At 66.7% G+C, this 14,359-nt stretch carries 14 protein-coding genes and 1 other RNA gene; 7 read left to right on the top strand and 8 right to left on the bottom strand.

From position 1 onward, the window contains the following. Window positions 1–6: 6 nt before the first annotated feature. From ssrS to ASF08_RS16450, 7 genes are all read left to right on the top strand, one after another. A non-coding RNA gene (ssrS, locus tag ASF08_RS24240) (6S RNA) lies at window positions 7–164 on the top strand. Next, window positions 154–741 (top strand): 5-formyltetrahydrofolate cyclo-ligase, encoded by a 588-nt coding sequence (locus tag ASF08_RS16425; protein ID WP_056147256.1) that lies wholly within the window; start codon window positions 154–156, stop codon window positions 739–741. The genes ssrS and ASF08_RS16425 overlap by 11 nt, the downstream gene beginning before the upstream one ends. 9 nt (window positions 742–750) lie before the next feature. After that, complete coding sequence (locus ASF08_RS16430; protein ID WP_056147260.1) at window positions 751–1,572, top strand: TIGR00282 family metallophosphoesterase; 822 nt, start codon at window positions 751–753, stop codon at window positions 1,570–1,572. Window positions 1,573–1,704: 132 nt separating this feature from the next. After that, complete coding sequence (locus ASF08_RS16435) at window positions 1,705–2,610, top strand: C1 family peptidase (RefSeq protein ID WP_056147262.1); 906 nt, start codon at window positions 1,705–1,707, stop codon at window positions 2,608–2,610. 90 nt (window positions 2,611–2,700) lie between these two features. Next, entirely contained in the window at window positions 2,701–2,994 is a 294-nt protein-coding gene (locus ASF08_RS26245) for a protease inhibitor I42 family protein (RefSeq protein WP_056147266.1), read from the top strand. Between the two features lie 251 nt (window positions 2,995–3,245). After that, on the top strand, window positions 3,246–4,211 hold the full coding sequence (locus ASF08_RS16445) for a MotA/TolQ/ExbB proton channel family protein (protein ID WP_056147270.1): 966 nt from the start codon (window positions 3,246–3,248) through the stop codon (window positions 4,209–4,211). Further along, the gene (locus tag ASF08_RS16450; RefSeq protein WP_056147272.1) at window positions 4,211–5,224 is read left to right on the top strand and encodes a peptidoglycan -binding protein; all 1,014 of its coding nucleotides are present in this window, start codon (window positions 4,211–4,213) and stop codon (window positions 5,222–5,224) included. The genes ASF08_RS16445 and ASF08_RS16450 overlap by 1 nt, the downstream gene beginning before the upstream one ends. 447 nt (window positions 5,225–5,671) lie before the next feature. Here the strand turns inward: ASF08_RS16450 and ASF08_RS16455 are convergent, their stop codons facing one another. The 8 genes from ASF08_RS16455 to nuoN form a co-directional block, all read right to left on the bottom strand. Beyond that, window positions 5,672–6,385, bottom strand: coding sequence for an ABC transporter ATP-binding protein (locus tag ASF08_RS16455; RefSeq protein WP_018042036.1), 714 nt, complete (start codon window positions 6,383–6,385; stop codon window positions 5,672–5,674). A 17-nt stretch (window positions 6,386–6,402) separates the two neighbouring features. Next, complete coding sequence (locus ASF08_RS16460) at window positions 6,403–7,707, bottom strand: lipoprotein-releasing ABC transporter permease subunit (protein WP_018042035.1); 1,305 nt, start codon at window positions 7,705–7,707, stop codon at window positions 6,403–6,405. Between the two features lie 7 nt (window positions 7,708–7,714). Further along, window positions 7,715–9,040, bottom strand: a complete 1,326-nt coding sequence (proS, locus tag ASF08_RS16465; protein ID WP_056147883.1) for a proline--tRNA ligase — start codon at window positions 9,038–9,040, stop codon at window positions 7,715–7,717. Window positions 9,041–9,482: 442 nt separating this feature from the next. Continuing rightward, on the bottom strand, window positions 9,483–9,827 hold the full coding sequence (locus ASF08_RS16470; protein ID WP_018042033.1) for a DUF1467 family protein: 345 nt from the start codon (window positions 9,825–9,827) through the stop codon (window positions 9,483–9,485). Further along, window positions 9,824–10,228: a methylmalonyl-CoA epimerase gene (gene mce / locus ASF08_RS16475; RefSeq protein ID WP_056147275.1), complete on the bottom strand. Its 405-nt coding sequence runs from the start codon at window positions 10,226–10,228 to the stop codon at window positions 9,824–9,826. The genes ASF08_RS16470 and mce overlap by 4 nt, the downstream gene beginning before the upstream one ends. Before the next feature lie 67 nt (window positions 10,229–10,295). Continuing rightward, window positions 10,296–11,969, bottom strand: coding sequence for a ribonuclease J (locus ASF08_RS16480; RefSeq protein WP_056147279.1), 1,674 nt, complete (start codon window positions 11,967–11,969; stop codon window positions 10,296–10,298). A gap of 12 nt (window positions 11,970–11,981) precedes the next feature. Next, entirely contained in the window at window positions 11,982–12,905 is a 924-nt protein-coding gene (locus ASF08_RS16485) for a biotin--[acetyl-CoA-carboxylase] ligase (protein ID WP_056147283.1), read from the bottom strand. Window positions 12,906–12,909: 4 nt separating this feature from the next. Then, a complete protein-coding gene (nuoN, locus tag ASF08_RS16490; RefSeq protein WP_056147286.1) occupies window positions 12,910–14,352 on the bottom strand; it encodes an NADH-quinone oxidoreductase subunit NuoN in 1,443 nt (480 codons plus the stop codon). Window positions 14,353–14,359: the final 7 nt, after the last annotated feature.

The raw sequence follows: 14,359 nt of genomic DNA on the forward strand, positions 1-14,359 counted from the left end.
AGTCGAGCGGTGCTGCGGGGTTCGTCAGGAGTACTTTTCCCCGGGGCCTTATCGACTCCCCAGGGAGCTGTCCCTGGCCCTGTCCCTGGACTTGGCCAACACGGCGCCCACCTACACTGTAGGTTTCCCGGGATCGCAACTCCAACGGCTCACGTGGCTCCGCACTCTGATTTCCCCGCCCTGAAAGCCGAGCTTCGCAAGCAGGCTCTCGCCCGGCGTGACGGACTCGATCCCGAGACCCGCCGGGCCGGCGGCCTGCGGATCGCGCAGAGCGTCATGCGGGTCGAGGCCCTGGCCGATGCGGCCGTCGTCGGTGCCTTCTGGGCGATCCGCAGCGAGGTCGATCCGCTTCCCCTCATCGAGATGCTGTTCGCGCGCGGACAACGGGTCGCCCTCCCCAAGGTGACGCCGGACGGCCTCGTGTTCCGCGAATGGCGGGCGGGAGAAGCGCTGGTGCCGGGCTCCTTCGGCCTCAGCGAGCCGCGCGACGACCTTCCGCCCCTCGATCCCACCGCCCTCATCGTGCCGCTCGCCGCCTTCGACCGGCGCGGGCATCGCATCGGCTACGGTCGCGGCTATTACGATCAGGCCATCGAGCGGCTCTCCCGCAACGGCCCGGTCCTGACGATCGGTATCGCGTTCTCCGTCCAGGAAGTGGAGACCGTGCCGTCCGAGCCGCACGACCAGCCCCTCGACCATCTCATCACCGAAGCGGGACCGGTCCCGCTCGTCCGGGACTGACACCGACACATGCGACTTCTCTTCCTCGGCGATGTGGTGGGCCGCCCCGGCCGCAATGCGGTGATGGACCGGCTGCCGAAACTGCGCGAGCGCTGGCGCCTCGATTGCGTGGTCATCAACGGCGAGAACGCGGCCGGCGGCTTCGGCATCACCGAGGCGATCTGCGACGAACTCCTCCAGGCGGGCGCCGATGCGGTGACGCTGGGCAACCATTCCTTCGACCAGCGCGAAGCCCTCGTCTTCATCCAGCGGCAGACGCGCCTCGTCCGCCCTGCGAACTACCCGCCCGGTACTCCGGGTCGCGGCGCCACCGTGGTGGAGACGCGGGGGGGCGCCCGCGTCCTCGTCCTCAACGTCATGGGCCGCATCTACATGGATGCGCTGGACGATCCCTTCGCCTCCGCCGAGCGCGAACTCTCCGCCTGCCCCCTGGGCGAGGTGGCGGACGCCGTCATCGTCGACGTCCATGCCGAGGCGACCAGCGAGAAGCAGGCTTTCGGGCACTTCCTCGACGGCCGCGCCAGCCTCGTCGTCGGCACTCATACCCACACCCCCACCGCCGACCACCGCATCCTCCCCGGCGGCACCGCCTACCTGTCGGATGCCGGCATGTGCGGCGATTACGATTCGATCCTCGGCATGCAGAAGGACGAGCCCCTGCGGCGCTTCCTGCAGAAGACCCCTGGCGCGCGCCTGGAAGCGGCCCAGGGCAAGGGCACGTTGTGCGGGATCGCCGTCGAGACCGACAATGCGACGGGACTCGCCACCATGGTCTCGGCGGTCCGCCTCGGCCCGCATCTCGAAGAAACCTGGCCTCGCTCCTGGGATTAAGCAGGGCGCGGGCGAAACTCGAATCGGCGCCATCGATGGTATTTCAGCCCGAAAGACAACCTTGACGAGCGGTCCGTCCTCGAACACAACCTCCAGGAGAGATTGCAAGAATCTCTCCTGGAGGTTGCAAACTTGGCCCAGCCCGATTTCTCCCGCATCAATGCAGCCATCCGGCGAGCAGGCGCCCAATGGGATTCGGGGCCGACAGCTCTCAGCGAGTTCTACGACGCGAGTGGCCCTGCGACCGAGCGGTTCGGTCTATCCTTCGATCCGGAACGCGCGAAGCGAGACGTCCTCGAAACGCGAAACGCCGAATCGGCGCTGTTCAAAGTCGTCGCTCCGCCCCCGTCGCATCTCGACTGGCGAAACGTGAGCGGGAAAAACTACGTGACGCCCATCAGGGATCAGTCGCATTGCGGCTCCTGCGTCGCTTTTGCGACATGCGCCTCCATTGAGAGCCGCATGCTGATCGGCACCGGTCGTTCCGACGGATCCATCGATCTGTCCGAAGCGCACCTTTTCTATTGCGGCGCACCGAACTCCTGTGATGTGGGCTGGTTCTACACCAAGGCCCTGGCCTTCGCGAAAAAGCCCGGGATCGGTCTGGAAGCCGACTTTCCCTACGTGGCGGGCAACCAGCCGTGCCGCAACATCCGAGCCGTGGTGACCGTCCCGCGCTATCAGACAGCGGCGTCTCAGATCGCCCGCAAGCAAGCGCTCCAGAAGGGACCGGTCATTGGAGGTTTCCGCGTCTACCAAGATTTCTACACCTACCGCAGCGGCATCTACACCCATGTCACCGGCGACGTTCTCGGGTGGCATGCCGTCTGTATCATCGGATACGATGACACTCATCAATGCTGGATCGCGAAGAACAGCTGGGGAACGGGCTGGGGCGAGCAGGGATTCTTCCGCATCGGCTTCGGTGAATGCGGCATCGATTCCGACGTTCTCTTCTACGATCCGGAGATCGCTCTGCTGAAGCCCGACATCGCGGCAACGACACCTCCTCGGCGCCGTTCGAGAGTCTCCGCATGAAGACAGAGGGATAAGGTCTCCGGCTCGAACGAGGGACTTGTCTGCGGGCAAGCCGGTACGCGATAAGGAATCGCACTGGAGTGAACCTCAATGGAGCTTGAACGGCGCGGCCCGATCAAGGCGTGTTCTGGCGACACGATCGAGGTGTCCGCCCCCGGTGAGGGAATCGGGGGCTTTCTCTGGCATGCCGAGGTTTCGCAGCAGGCGGCGACCATCGTGAGCGAGGCCTTGGGGCCGGCGGGGGAGGGCGTCGGGGCGACGCGAGAAAAGGTCTTTCGCGTTCGCCTAGAGCAGCCCGGTGATACGACCGTCCGTCTAGTCCAGAAGCGTCCCTGGGAATCGACTCCGAGCCGCATTATCGAGGTGCCGATTCGGTGTGCCTAGCGACCCGATCGTCCGATCGGGATGGACCGTGGGATCATCGACCCGAACCGCCGGAGCCCATCCCATATGTCGCACACTCTATTCCGTGCATACACAAGATTCGATCCATCCCATGAAGTCGTGCCGCTTGATCGCGGACGGCTATGCGTCGAAGGTGAGCTCACCTCAGCTTGAGCTCACGCTTGGTGCGCTTCGTATCCACAGCTAGACGCATGGTCTGAGACCAACGTCTTCAGAGTCCCCGACATCCCATGGCGACCCGCTCCGCGACTGCCCCCCTGAGCCGCCCGGGCATCTACCTGATCCGGATGTTGGTCTTCCTTACTCTGGTCGGGTTTCTCGCCTTCGTTCTGTTCCGGCAGATCACGCCGGCCTTCCTCGCCAATGCCGGGTTGAACGGGCTGATCCTCGGCGTCCTCCTCATCGCCATCCTGCTCGCCTTCGGCCAGGTGATCCGCCTCTTCCGCGAGGTTGCCTATGTCAACGCGGTCGCGGCCGGTGAGGATTCGGCCAAGCCGCCCTCGCTCCTGGCGCCCCTCTCCCCGGCGATCCTGGCGCGACGCGAGGGCACGACGCAGGCCGGCATCCGCTCCTATCTCGACACCGTGGCGGCGCGCCTCGACGAGGGCCGCGAGATCCTGCGCTACATCGCCGGGCTGCTGATCCTGCTGGGCCTGCTCGGCACTTTCTGGGGCCTCATCGACACGCTGAGCGCGGTGGGCAGCGTGATCCAGAGCATGCGCGGCGGCGGCGAGGCCAGCGCGATGTTCGACGAGTTGAAGAACGGCCTCGCCAAGCCGCTCTCCGGCATCGGCCTCGCCTTCTCCGCCTCGCTGTTCGGCCTGTCGAGCTCGCTCGTCACCGGCTTCCTCGATCTCCAGGCGGGCCAGGCCCATGCTCGTTTCCACAACGAACTGGAAGATTGGCTGGTCTCCGGCGAGGAGCAGGCCGCGGCGGCGCGCCCCGTGGCGGCGCAGGAGCCGGCCTCGGCCCGTGAACTCACCGAGGCGGTGGACCGGCTCTCGGCCATCATCTCGGAGGGCGCCAACGGCCGCGTGGCGACCCAGGCGATGACCAACCTCGCGGAGGGCATCCAGGGGCTCGTCCAGCACATGCGGGCCGAGCAGCAGATGATCCGCGACTGGGTCGAGGCTCAGGCGACGCGGGAACGTGAACTCAAGCAGGTGCTCGACCGGCTCGGCCGCGAGAAGACCTGATGGCCTCGCTGCGCACGCGCCGGGACCGGAGCCTCAACGTCTGGCCGGGCTATGTCGACGCCCTGGCGACGCTGCTGCTCGCCGTCGTCTTCCTGCTGACGATCTTCGTCGTCGGGCAGTTCTTCCTGTCCCAGGAGATCACGGGCCGCGATTCGGTGCTGAACCGGCTCAACCGGCAGATCGCCGACCTCACCGACCTCCTGGCGCTGGAGCGCTCCACGCGCCGGGCGCAGGAGGAGAGGGCCTCGAACCTGCGCACCACGCTGCTGGGCACCGAGGCCGAGCGCGACAAGCTGAAGGAACAGGCCGGCGCCGCCGCGAGCGGCGACAACCGCCAGGGCGAGCTCGACAAGCAGCTGGTGGCCGAGCGCGCCACCAATGCCCGCGCCGCGTCGCAAATCGATCTCCTCAATGAGCAGATCGGCGCCATGCGCCGCCAGCTCGCCGCCCTGGAGGACGCGCTGGCCGCCAGCGAGAGCCGCGACCGCGAGAGCCAGGCGCGCATCGCCGATCTCGGTAGCCGGCTGAACGTGGCCCTCGCCCAGAAGGTTCAGGAACTCGCACGCTACCGCTCGGACTTCTTCGGCCGCCTGCGCCAGATCCTCGGCAACCGCAGCGACATCCGCGTGGTCGGCGACCGGTTCGTCCTGCAATCGGAGGTGCTGTTCCCGGCGGGCTCGGCGAGCCTGAAGCCCGAAGCGGCGCCCGAACTCGACCGGATCGCCACCGCCATCCTCGATCTGTCGAAGCAGATTCCGGCGGACATTCCCTGGGTCCTGCGTGTCGACGGGCATACCGATGCCCGTCCCATCGCCAGTTCGCAATTCCCGTCGAACTGGTCGCTTTCGGCCGCCCGCGCCATCGCCGTGGTGCAGTACATGGCGGGAAGGGGCATCCCGCCCCAGCGCCTGCTCGCCGCCGCCTTCGGTGAATTCCAGCCCATCGAGGCCGGTACCGGTGACGACGTCTACGCCCGCAACCGCCGCATCGAGCTGAAGCTCACCGAACGTTAAGGCAGGCCCCCTACCGCAGAGGTGCCAGCGCCACCGCCCAGACGACGAACGCGCCAGAGAGCAACCCGAAGGCCATGAATTCCACCGCGCCGGTCAGGATCATCCGCTTGAGCATTGTGATCGCCTCTCGTTGACGCGACGATCTTTGTTCTTGTTTTGTTCTGTGTAAAGCGGGAATTCAGCGCACTCCGCTTCGTGGTTAGCGGGCAGTAAACACGCCGCTGGAGCGCGGTGCCCTCCCCCATGCGCCATGCGTCGACGGTTTGCTCCGCCGCCCGACATGCTCCCCTACGGCCATGCCCGAGACTCCCGCGACCTATCCTTGAGCTTCGTCGTAAAGCGGACAGATAGTCCTCCCTGCGTAAGCCGTTCGACTCCGGAGCACTTGAAAGCTCAATCAGGCAGATGGCGCGCCGCCGGCGGGGACGGAGGCAGGGCGGTCTGGCCTCAGGCCAGCTGCTCGATCAACCCGTCCCGGATGGTGACGCGCCGGTCCATCCGGGCGGCGAGCTCCATGTTGTGGGTGGCCACGAGCGCGGCGAGGCCCGAAGCGCGGACCAGCGAGACGAGGATGCCGAAGACATGCGCCGCCGTGTGCGGGTCGAGGTTGCCGGTAGGCTCGTCGGCCAGCAGCAGGCGCGGGCCGTTGGCGACGGCCCGCGCGATGGCGACGCGCTGCTGCTCGCCGCCCGACAATTCGGCCGGGCGGTGGACCAGACGCTCCTTCAGGCCGAGGAAGCTCAGAAGCTCGGTGGCGCGCGCCTTGGCCTCCTTGGCCCCGAGCCCTCGGATGAGCTGGGGCATCACCACGTTCTCCAGGGCCGAGAATTCCGGCAGGAGGTGGTGGAACTGGTAGACGAAGCCCATCTCCTCGCGGCGAAACCGGGTGCGCTCGGCGTCCGGCATGGCCGCCGTGGGCTGGCCGCCGATATAGACCTCGCCCCCATCAGGCCGCTCCAATAGGCCGGCGAGATGCAGAAGCGTGGATTTACCGGCCCCCGAGGGTGCCACCAGGGCCACGAGTTCGCCGGGCCAGATCGCGAGATCGGCGCCGCGCAGGATGTCGAGGGCTCCCGTTCCCTGCGCGTAGCGGCGTTCGACCTTGGCGAAGAACAGGGCCGGGACCGGCGGCGCACCGGCCTCGTCGGCAGAGGTGGTCATGATGGTTGAATCTCCCCTCAGCCGTAACGCAGGGCCTGCACCGGATCGAGCCGGGCGGCGCGCCAGGAGGGATAGAGCGTCGCCACGAGCGACAGGGCGATGGAGGTGAGGACCACCACCGTGATCTCACCGGAATTCATTTCGGCGGGGATCTCGGCGAGGAACCGCACGGTCGGGTCCCAGGCGGAGGGGAACAGCACCCGCTGGATCGGCTTGATGTTGAGGGTGATGAGCGTGCCCAGTGCCAGCCCGCCCAGCGTACCGACCACGCCGATGAGCGCCCCGTTGATGAGGAAGACCCGCATCACCGTCCCGGGGGTCGCCCCCATCGTCCGCAGGATCGCGATGTCGCTCGACTTGTCGCGCACCAGCAGGATCAGGCCGGAGACGATGTTGAGGGTCGCCACCACGACGATCAGGCTGAGGATGAGGAACATCACGTTCCGCTCCACCTCCAGTGCCCCGAAGAAGGTTCGGTTGCGCTGGCGCCAGTCGGTGAGAAGGACGGGCCGCTCTGCCGCCATCTCGAGATCCGGCCGCAACTGCGCCACCGCATCGGCATTGTCGAGATAGACCTCGATCAGGCTGACGTCGCTGTCACGGTTGAAGAAAGCCTGGGATTCGGCCAGCGGCATGAACACGAAAGTGGCGTCGAACTCGGTCATGCCGATCTCGAAGATCGCCTTGACCGTATAGGCCTTGGTGCGCGGCGCGGTGCCGAACGGTGTCGTCGCGCCCTTCGGCGTGGACAGGGTGATCTGGTCGCCGGCCTGCAGGCCCAGCGATTCGGCGAGCCTCCGGCCGATGGCGACCCCGGTGCCGTCGTCGAACCCGTCGAGCGTGCCGCCCCGGATGGTCTTGGCGATGGACCCGATGGAATCGATGTCCTCGCCCCTGATGCCGCGCACCAGCACGCCGCTGCCGCCATAGGGCGACGAAGCGAAGGCCTGACCTTCCACGAGGGGAATCGCCGAGCGGACGCCGGCGACCTTGGAGAGGCGGTCGGAGAGATCGACGTAATCGGTGAACAGCTTGTCGATGGGCGTGACGAAGACGTGGCCGTTGATACCGACGATCTTCGAGAGCAGTTCGGTACGGAACCCGTTCATCACCGAGAGCACGATGATGAGGGTGGCGACCCCCAGGGTGATGCCGAGGACGGAGAAGAAGGCGACGACGGAGACGCCGCCGCCGCGCCGCCGGGCGCGGAGATAGCGCCCGGCGATGATCCACTCGAAGGCCGCGAAGGGCGGCGTGCTGCCGCGCTTGAACAGGCCGGAGAGACCCGCCAGCCGTTCCTTCACCGTCTCTGCCAGAGCCATACCGGCCTCAGCTCCGCTTCAGGCGCGAGATCAGATCGATGGGAGCCACGCTCTCGCGCTCGCCGCCGGAGCGCCGCTTGATCTCGACCTTGCCCTCGGCGAGGCCGCGCGGACCCACCACGACCTGCCAGGGCAGGCCGATGAGGTCGGCGGTGGCGAATTTGGCGCCGGGACGCTCGTCACGGTCGTCGTAGAGCACCGTCAGGCCGCTGGCCTCGAGGTTGGCCTGGATCTCGGCACAGGCCGCGTCGGTGGCCGCGTCTCCGGTCTTGAGGTTGATGAGGGCGACGTCGAAGGGCGCCACGGAATCCGGCCAGATGATGCCGGCCTCGTCGTGCGAGGCCTCGATGATCGCCGCAACCAGCCGGCTCGGGCCGATACCGTAGGAACCCATATGCACGGGGCGGTCGACGCCGTCCGGCCCGGTGACCTTGGCACCCATGGCCTCGGAATACTTGGTGCCGAAATAGAAGATGTGCCCGACCTCGATGCCGCGCGCGGCCATCTGCTTGTCCTCGCCGACTTCGGCGAAGGCGGCGGGCTCGTGCATCTCTGAGGTGGCGGCGTAGAGCGAGGTCCAACGGTCCACGGTGCCCTGGAGGCCGGCGACGTCGTCGAAATCGGTGGTCACCGGCGGGATATCGAAATCGAGATACTGCTTGTCACAGAACACCTCGCTCTCGCCGGTCTGGGCCAGGATGATGAATTCGTGGCTGAGATCGCCGCCGATCGGGCCGGTATCGGCCCGCATGGGGATCGCCTTGAGGCCGAGGCCGGCGAAGGTGCGCAGGTAGGCGACGAACATCTTGTTGTAGGCGTGCCGGGCCGCCGCCTGATCGATATCGAACGAGTAGGCGTCCTTCATCAGGAATTCGCGCGAGCGCATGGTGCCGAAGCGCGGCCGCACCTCGTCACGGAACTTCCAGGAGATCTGGTAGAGGTTCTTCGGCAGGTCCTTGTAGGAGCGCACGCTGCCGCGGAAGATCTCGGTGATCACTTCCTCGGCGGTGGGGCCGAACAGCATCTCGCGATCGTGCCGGTCGGAAATGCGCAGCATCTCCTTGCCGTAGGCCTCGTAGCGGCCGGATTCCTTCCACAACTCCGCCGACTGGATCGACGGCATCAGCAGCTCGATGGCGCCGGACCGATCCTGCTCCTCGCGGACCACCGCGCAGACCCTGTTGAGCACGCGCAGGCCCAGGGGCAGCCACGCATAGATGCCCGCCGCTTCCTGACGGATCAGGCCGGCCCGCAGCATCAGGCGGTGGGAAACGATCTCCGCCTCCTTGGGCGTCTCGCGCAGGGTCGGCAGGAAATAGCGGGAGAGACGCATCGGGAACCCTGGATCGTTTTGGAGCGCGATCGTACCGCGCATCGTTGCGGGGCACACAACACATTGCATCGAGAAAAGACAAGCGCCGTGCGGCTTAGCGAAAGCCCCGCATGGTCACGGAACCGGGTCGCAGGCGAAAATGGAGCCCAAACCCGCCAACTCTTGCAAAAAAACGCCAGGAATCATCTCCGAAGGCGTGACAATGCGCAATCCAGTTCCTATAAGCGCCCCCGTGATGGTCGCGACGCCCGGAGAGGCAGCGCGAGGTCCGAGTCTCGGGAGGAAATTTCAGCCGCCACGCCGTCAGAAATGCGTGAGATAAAATAGGCTGACACGTCATCTGTCGTCTCAAAAGCAAGGCTCGCGCCTTGCTTTTTTTATGGCCGAAGCGGACTCGCGGATATGGGGGCAGGCCGAACCGGTCCGCCACCCGATCGCGGCGCTACAGCCCCGACAACTCGAAGATCGGGATCACCACGAGAAACACGAGGCTGGCGAGCAACGTCGTCCAGATCGCCTTCTCGAGCAGACGCGGCGCCGCGGGCGCCCCCGGATCCTGCCCAGGCACGATCCGCGACGGATCGGTCTCGACCTGATTGCGGAGCGGGAGGATGACGAAGAGCAGCGTCCACCACACCACGAAATACAGGGCGAAGGCCCCGAACACCGTCAGCTTGAACAACACCACGGCCAGAGCCGCCACGGCCGAGACGATGACGACCATGGTGGCCAGCGTGCGCCAGACCGTCGCCGAGACGGTCCGGACGAGGGCGTTCACGCCGCTCACACCTGCTCCAGCTCGACGAGGGTGCCGAGGAAGTCCTTGGGGTGGAGAAAGAGAACCGGCTTGCCATGGGCGCCGATCTTCGGCTCGCCGGTGCCGAGGACGCGGGCGCCCTGGGCCTTCAGCTTGTCGCGGGCGGCGATGATGTCGTCGACCTCGTAGCAGACATGGTGCACGCCGCCATTCGGGTTGCGCTCCACGAAGCTCTTGATGGGCGAGCCCTCGCCCAGCGGCGACATCAGCTCGACCTTGCTGTTGGGCAGGTTCACGAACACCACCGTGACGCCGTGCTCCGGCTGCGGCAGGGGCTCGGTGACCGTGGCGCCGAGGGTGTCACGATAGATGGCACAGGCCGCGTCGAGGTCGCGCACGGCGATGGCCACGTGGTTCAGGCGTCCGATCATGGTTTGCTCCCCTCTCTGCGTCATCTGTGCGCGCATTCCCCTCCCCCATAGGGGGAGGGAGGCAGCCTCACACCTCCACCACCTGCACGTGGCAGGCGGGCTTCTTGCCCCAGGCCTCGTTCACGGCCGAGCGGATCGCGCGGTCGACCGCCTTCTCGACGGCCTCGGCATCCTTGCGCTTCTGCTTCGACAGACCGCTGAGCGTGCGCGTCACCGCCTCGACGGCGACGTCGAGCATCGGCTGGCCGTTCTTGCCGCGATTGGGCAGGCCCATGATGTCGATGGCCGGCTCGCCCAGAACCTCGCCCTGGACATCGATGGCGATGGCGACGGACACGACGCCGGATTGCGACAGCTTGCGCCGCTCGGGGATGGCGCGGTCCTTGGCGTCGATGAGGATGTTGCCATCCTTGAACAGGCGGCCGGCCTTCACGTGCTCGACGATCTCCGGCGTGCCGGGGGCGAGGCGCACGACGCTGCCGTTGCGGGCCTTGACCACGTTGCCGACGCCCTGGGCCAGGGCGAAGCGGGCGTGCTCGTCGAGATGCAGCGCCTCGCCGTGAACGGGGATCGCGGTCCTCGGCCGGGTCCAGGCATACATCTCGGCCATCTCGTCGCGGCGCGGGTGGCCCGAGACGTGGACGAGCTTCGTCCGGTCGGTCACCACCTCGATGCCGGCATTGATCAGGTCGTTGATGATCGCGCCCACCGCCCGCTCGTTGCCGGGAATGGCGCGGGACGAGAAGATCACGCGGTCGCCCGCAGCCAGCGTCACGTCGGGATGATCGTCACGGGAGACACGGGCCAGCGCCGCGCGCTCTTCGCCCTGCGAGCCGGTGAGCAGGCAGACCACCTTGTCGCGGGGCAGGTAGCCGTAGCTGTCGGCGGAACGGAAATCGGGCAGGCCGTCGAGGAAGCCGCATTCGCGGGCGACGCCGATGACCCGGTCCATGGCCCGGCCGACGGCGATGACCTCGCGGCCGCAATCGCGTGCCGCTTCGGCCACCGCCCGCATGCGGGCGACGTTGGAGGCAAAGGTGGTGACGGCGACCCGGTGAGGTGCTTCGGCGATCAATTCGCGCAAGGTGGCGGCGACCTCGGCCTCGCTCGGGCTGCGGCCCTCGCGCACGACATTGGTCGAATCGCTGATCATGGCGAGGATGCCCTCGTCGCCCAGCTTGCGGAACGAGGCTTCCGAGGTGACGTCGCCGAGGATCGGCGTGGCGTCGAGCTTCCAATCGCCCGTATGCAGGACGAGGCCGTGCGCCGTGCGGATGGCGACCGCGTTCGATTCCGGGATCGAGTGCGAGACGGGAACGTACTCGATCTCGAACGGACCGACCGTCACCGGCTTGTGCGCAGCGATCTCGCGCAGGATCACCTTCGGCGCGCCCGGCTCGCTGAGGCGGCGTGCCTCGAGCAGGTTCTTGGCAAAGCGCGTGGCGTAGACCGGCGCCTTGAGCTTGGGCCACAATTCACCGATGGCGCCGATATGGTCCTCGTGCGCATGGGTGATGAAGATGGCGAGGAGGTCGTCCTTGCGCTCCTCGATGAAGCTGAGATCGGGGAACATCAGGTCGATGCCCGGGAAGCCCTCTTCCCCGGCAAAGCCCATCCCGCAATCGACCATGATCCATTTCCGCCGCTTCTCCGGCCCGAAGCCGTAGAGCGCCGCATTCATGCCGATCTCGCCCACGCCGCCGAGCGGCACGAAGACGAGTTCGTCTTGCCCTGTCGTCATCACTGTCAAACCTCAAGCCGCCGTCGCGGCCGAACCCAAATGCACCTCGCCCGCCGTCACGGTCCGTCGCGTCCCATCATCCGATCGGACGACGAGCCGCCCCGCCTCGTCGATCGTCTCGAAAATTCCTTGCACGATCTCGCCGCCGATCCGCACCGAGACCGGTGCGCCGATCCCGGCGGCGTCGTCGAGCCAAAGCCGGCGGATCGTTGAGAATCCGCCGCCCCGGCTCCAGAGTCGCGCTGCAGCGACGATCTCGTCCGACAGGTAATCGAACAGATCCTCGGCGCGCGTTTCGTACGAACTCTGACTGAGGCTTGTCGCGGGATAAGGCAAGTCCTGCGGTGACGCGGCGACGTTGACGCCAAAGCCGATCACCGCCGATCTGCGCCCGCCGGGATGAGTCTCCGCTTCCAGAAGCAGACCCGCGAGCTTCGCGCCGGAGACCAGAACGTCGTTGGGCCATTTCAGCCGGAAGGGGCTTATCCCACCAGATCTCAGACAATCGATCTCATCCTGAGGTGCCGCGCCAGCGGCCTCGCAGGAGGGCTCCCGTGGGTCGCGCGAGAACTGGAGCCCTCCTGCGAAGCCTCCTTTGCGCTCCGGCGCCTCAGGACGATGAGGCAATTTGATCGTTCGCTTCAGAGCCGCGATCAGCGCGACGCCTGCCACGAACCCCAAGCTCGGCACCCGGACCGGATCGACGTCCGAGACCGGCCAGAGCAGGCTGGCGGTAAGGTTGCCGGGCAGGGAGGCCCAGGTGCTTCCCCTGCGACCACGCCCCGCCTCCTGCCGGAGCGCGACGACCCAGAGCGGCCCCCTCTCGCCCTGGCGCGCGAGCTCCATCGCCTGGGTGTTGGTGGAGCCTAGGCTCTCGTGAACGTGAAGACGATGCCCGGCGGCCTTGGCCGCCGGGCCGAGGCGATATCCCGACACGATCCTAGAACAGTGACTTGGCCGCGGCCCCCGCCGCGCTGACCAGAGGAGACGGCACGAGGAAGAAGAGCACCACCACCGCGCTCGACAGGCCCAGCACGATGCGCAGGCCCGGCGCCATGGTCTCGTACGGGGCCTGGGGCTCGTCGAAATACATCACCTTGACGAGGCGCAGGTAGTAGAACGCGCCGACCACGGAGGTGACGACACCGATCACCGCGAGACCGACGAGATCGGCCTTTATGGCGGCGGCGAAGACGTAGAACTTGCCGAAGAACCCGGCCAGGGGCGGAATGCCGGCGAGAGAGAACATCATCGCGGCGAGGCAGAAGGCCAGGACCGGATGCGTGCGCGAGAGACCGGAGAGGTCGTCCACCGTCTCGTACATCTGGCCGCCGCGCCGCAGGGACAGGAGCACCGCGAAGGCGCCGAGCGTCATGGCGAGATAGATGATCATGTAGATCACCACGCCGCGGATCCCCTCCTCCGAGGCGGCGGCGAGGCCGATCAGCGCGTAGCCGATATTGCCGATGGAGGAATAGGCCATCAGGCGCTTGATCGAGCGCTGGCCGATGGCCGCGAAGGAGCCGAGCGTCATCGACGCGATGGCGACGAAGACGATGATCTGCTGCCAGATCGCGGTCACATCCGGGAAGGCGCCGATGAACACCCGCACGGTCATGGCGACGGCAGCCATTTTCGGCGCCGAGGCGAAGAACGCCGTCACCGGTGTCGGCGAGCCCTCGTAGACATCCGGCGTCCACATGTGGAACGGCACGGCGGACATCTTGAAGGCGACGCCGGCGGCCACGAACACGATGCCGAGCACGATGCCGATGCCGGCATTGTCGTTGAGCGCGGAGACGATGCCGGGGAAGGAGACGGTTCCGGTGAAGCCGTAGACCAGCGACGAGCCGTAAAGCAGCATCCCCGACGACAAGGCGCCGAGGACGAAGTATTTCAGCCCGGCTTCCGTGGATTTCAGGTTGTCGCGGTGGAAGGCGGCGATGACATAGGCCGCCAGGGACTGCAGTTCGAGGCCGAGATAGAGGGCGATCAGGTCGTTGGCCGAGGCCATCACCATCATGCCGATGGTGCAGAGCACGATCAGGATCGGGAACTCGAACCGGTCGATGCGTTCGCGCTGGAAATAGTCGCGCGACAGCAGGATCGTGGCCGCCGAGCCGAGCAGGATCAGCGCCTTCATCACCTTCGAGAAATTGTCGACGATGAACGACCCGTTGAGGGTCGTGACCTTCGCGCCCGACTGCGACACGACCACGAAGAAGGCGAGGATCAGCAGGATGAGCGCGCCGACATTGACGGTCTCGACAGAGCGCTCGCCCCGGAAGGCGCCGTAGAGGATCAGCCCCAGCACGCCGATCGCGAGGATCAGCTCCGGCATCACCGGCGAAAGCGAGGGCAGGACGGCCTGGATAGCGGTCATCTGACGT

Origin of the sequence: Methylobacterium sp. Leaf85 (assembly GCF_001422125.1) — a bacterium.
GTDB classification, from domain to species: domain Bacteria; phylum Pseudomonadota; class Alphaproteobacteria; order Rhizobiales; family Beijerinckiaceae; genus Methylobacterium; species Methylobacterium bullatum.

Bases quoted from the DNA above. Each gene is read 5' to 3' on its own strand.
- mce (WP_056147275.1), bottom strand. From the start codon at position 10,228: ATGATCGGACGCCTGAACCACGTGGCCATCGCCGTGCGCGACCTCGAC.
- nuoN (WP_056147286.1), bottom strand. From the start codon at position 14,352: ATGACCGCTATCCAGGCCGTCCTGCCCTCGCTTTCGCCGGTGATGCCG.
- ASF08_RS16460 (WP_018042035.1), bottom strand. From the start codon at position 7,707: ATGGCTCTGGCAGAGACGGTGAAGGAACGGCTGGCGGGTCTCTCCGGC.
- ASF08_RS16445 (WP_056147270.1), top strand. From the start codon at position 3,246: ATGGCGACCCGCTCCGCGACTGCCCCCCTGAGCCGCCCGGGCATCTAC.
- ASF08_RS16480 (WP_056147279.1), bottom strand. From the start codon at position 11,969: ATGACGACAGGGCAAGACGAACTCGTCTTCGTGCCGCTCGGCGGCGTG.
- proS (WP_056147883.1), bottom strand. From the start codon at position 9,040: ATGCGTCTCTCCCGCTATTTCCTGCCGACCCTGCGCGAGACGCCCAAG.
- ASF08_RS16450 (WP_056147272.1), top strand. From the start codon at position 4,211: ATGGCCTCGCTGCGCACGCGCCGGGACCGGAGCCTCAACGTCTGGCCG.
- ASF08_RS16430 (WP_056147260.1), top strand. From the start codon at position 751: ATGCGACTTCTCTTCCTCGGCGATGTGGTGGGCCGCCCCGGCCGCAAT.
- ASF08_RS16455 (WP_018042036.1), bottom strand. From the start codon at position 6,385: ATGACCACCTCTGCCGACGAGGCCGGTGCGCCGCCGGTCCCGGCCCTG.
- ASF08_RS26245 (WP_056147266.1), top strand. From the start codon at position 2,701: ATGGAGCTTGAACGGCGCGGCCCGATCAAGGCGTGTTCTGGCGACACG.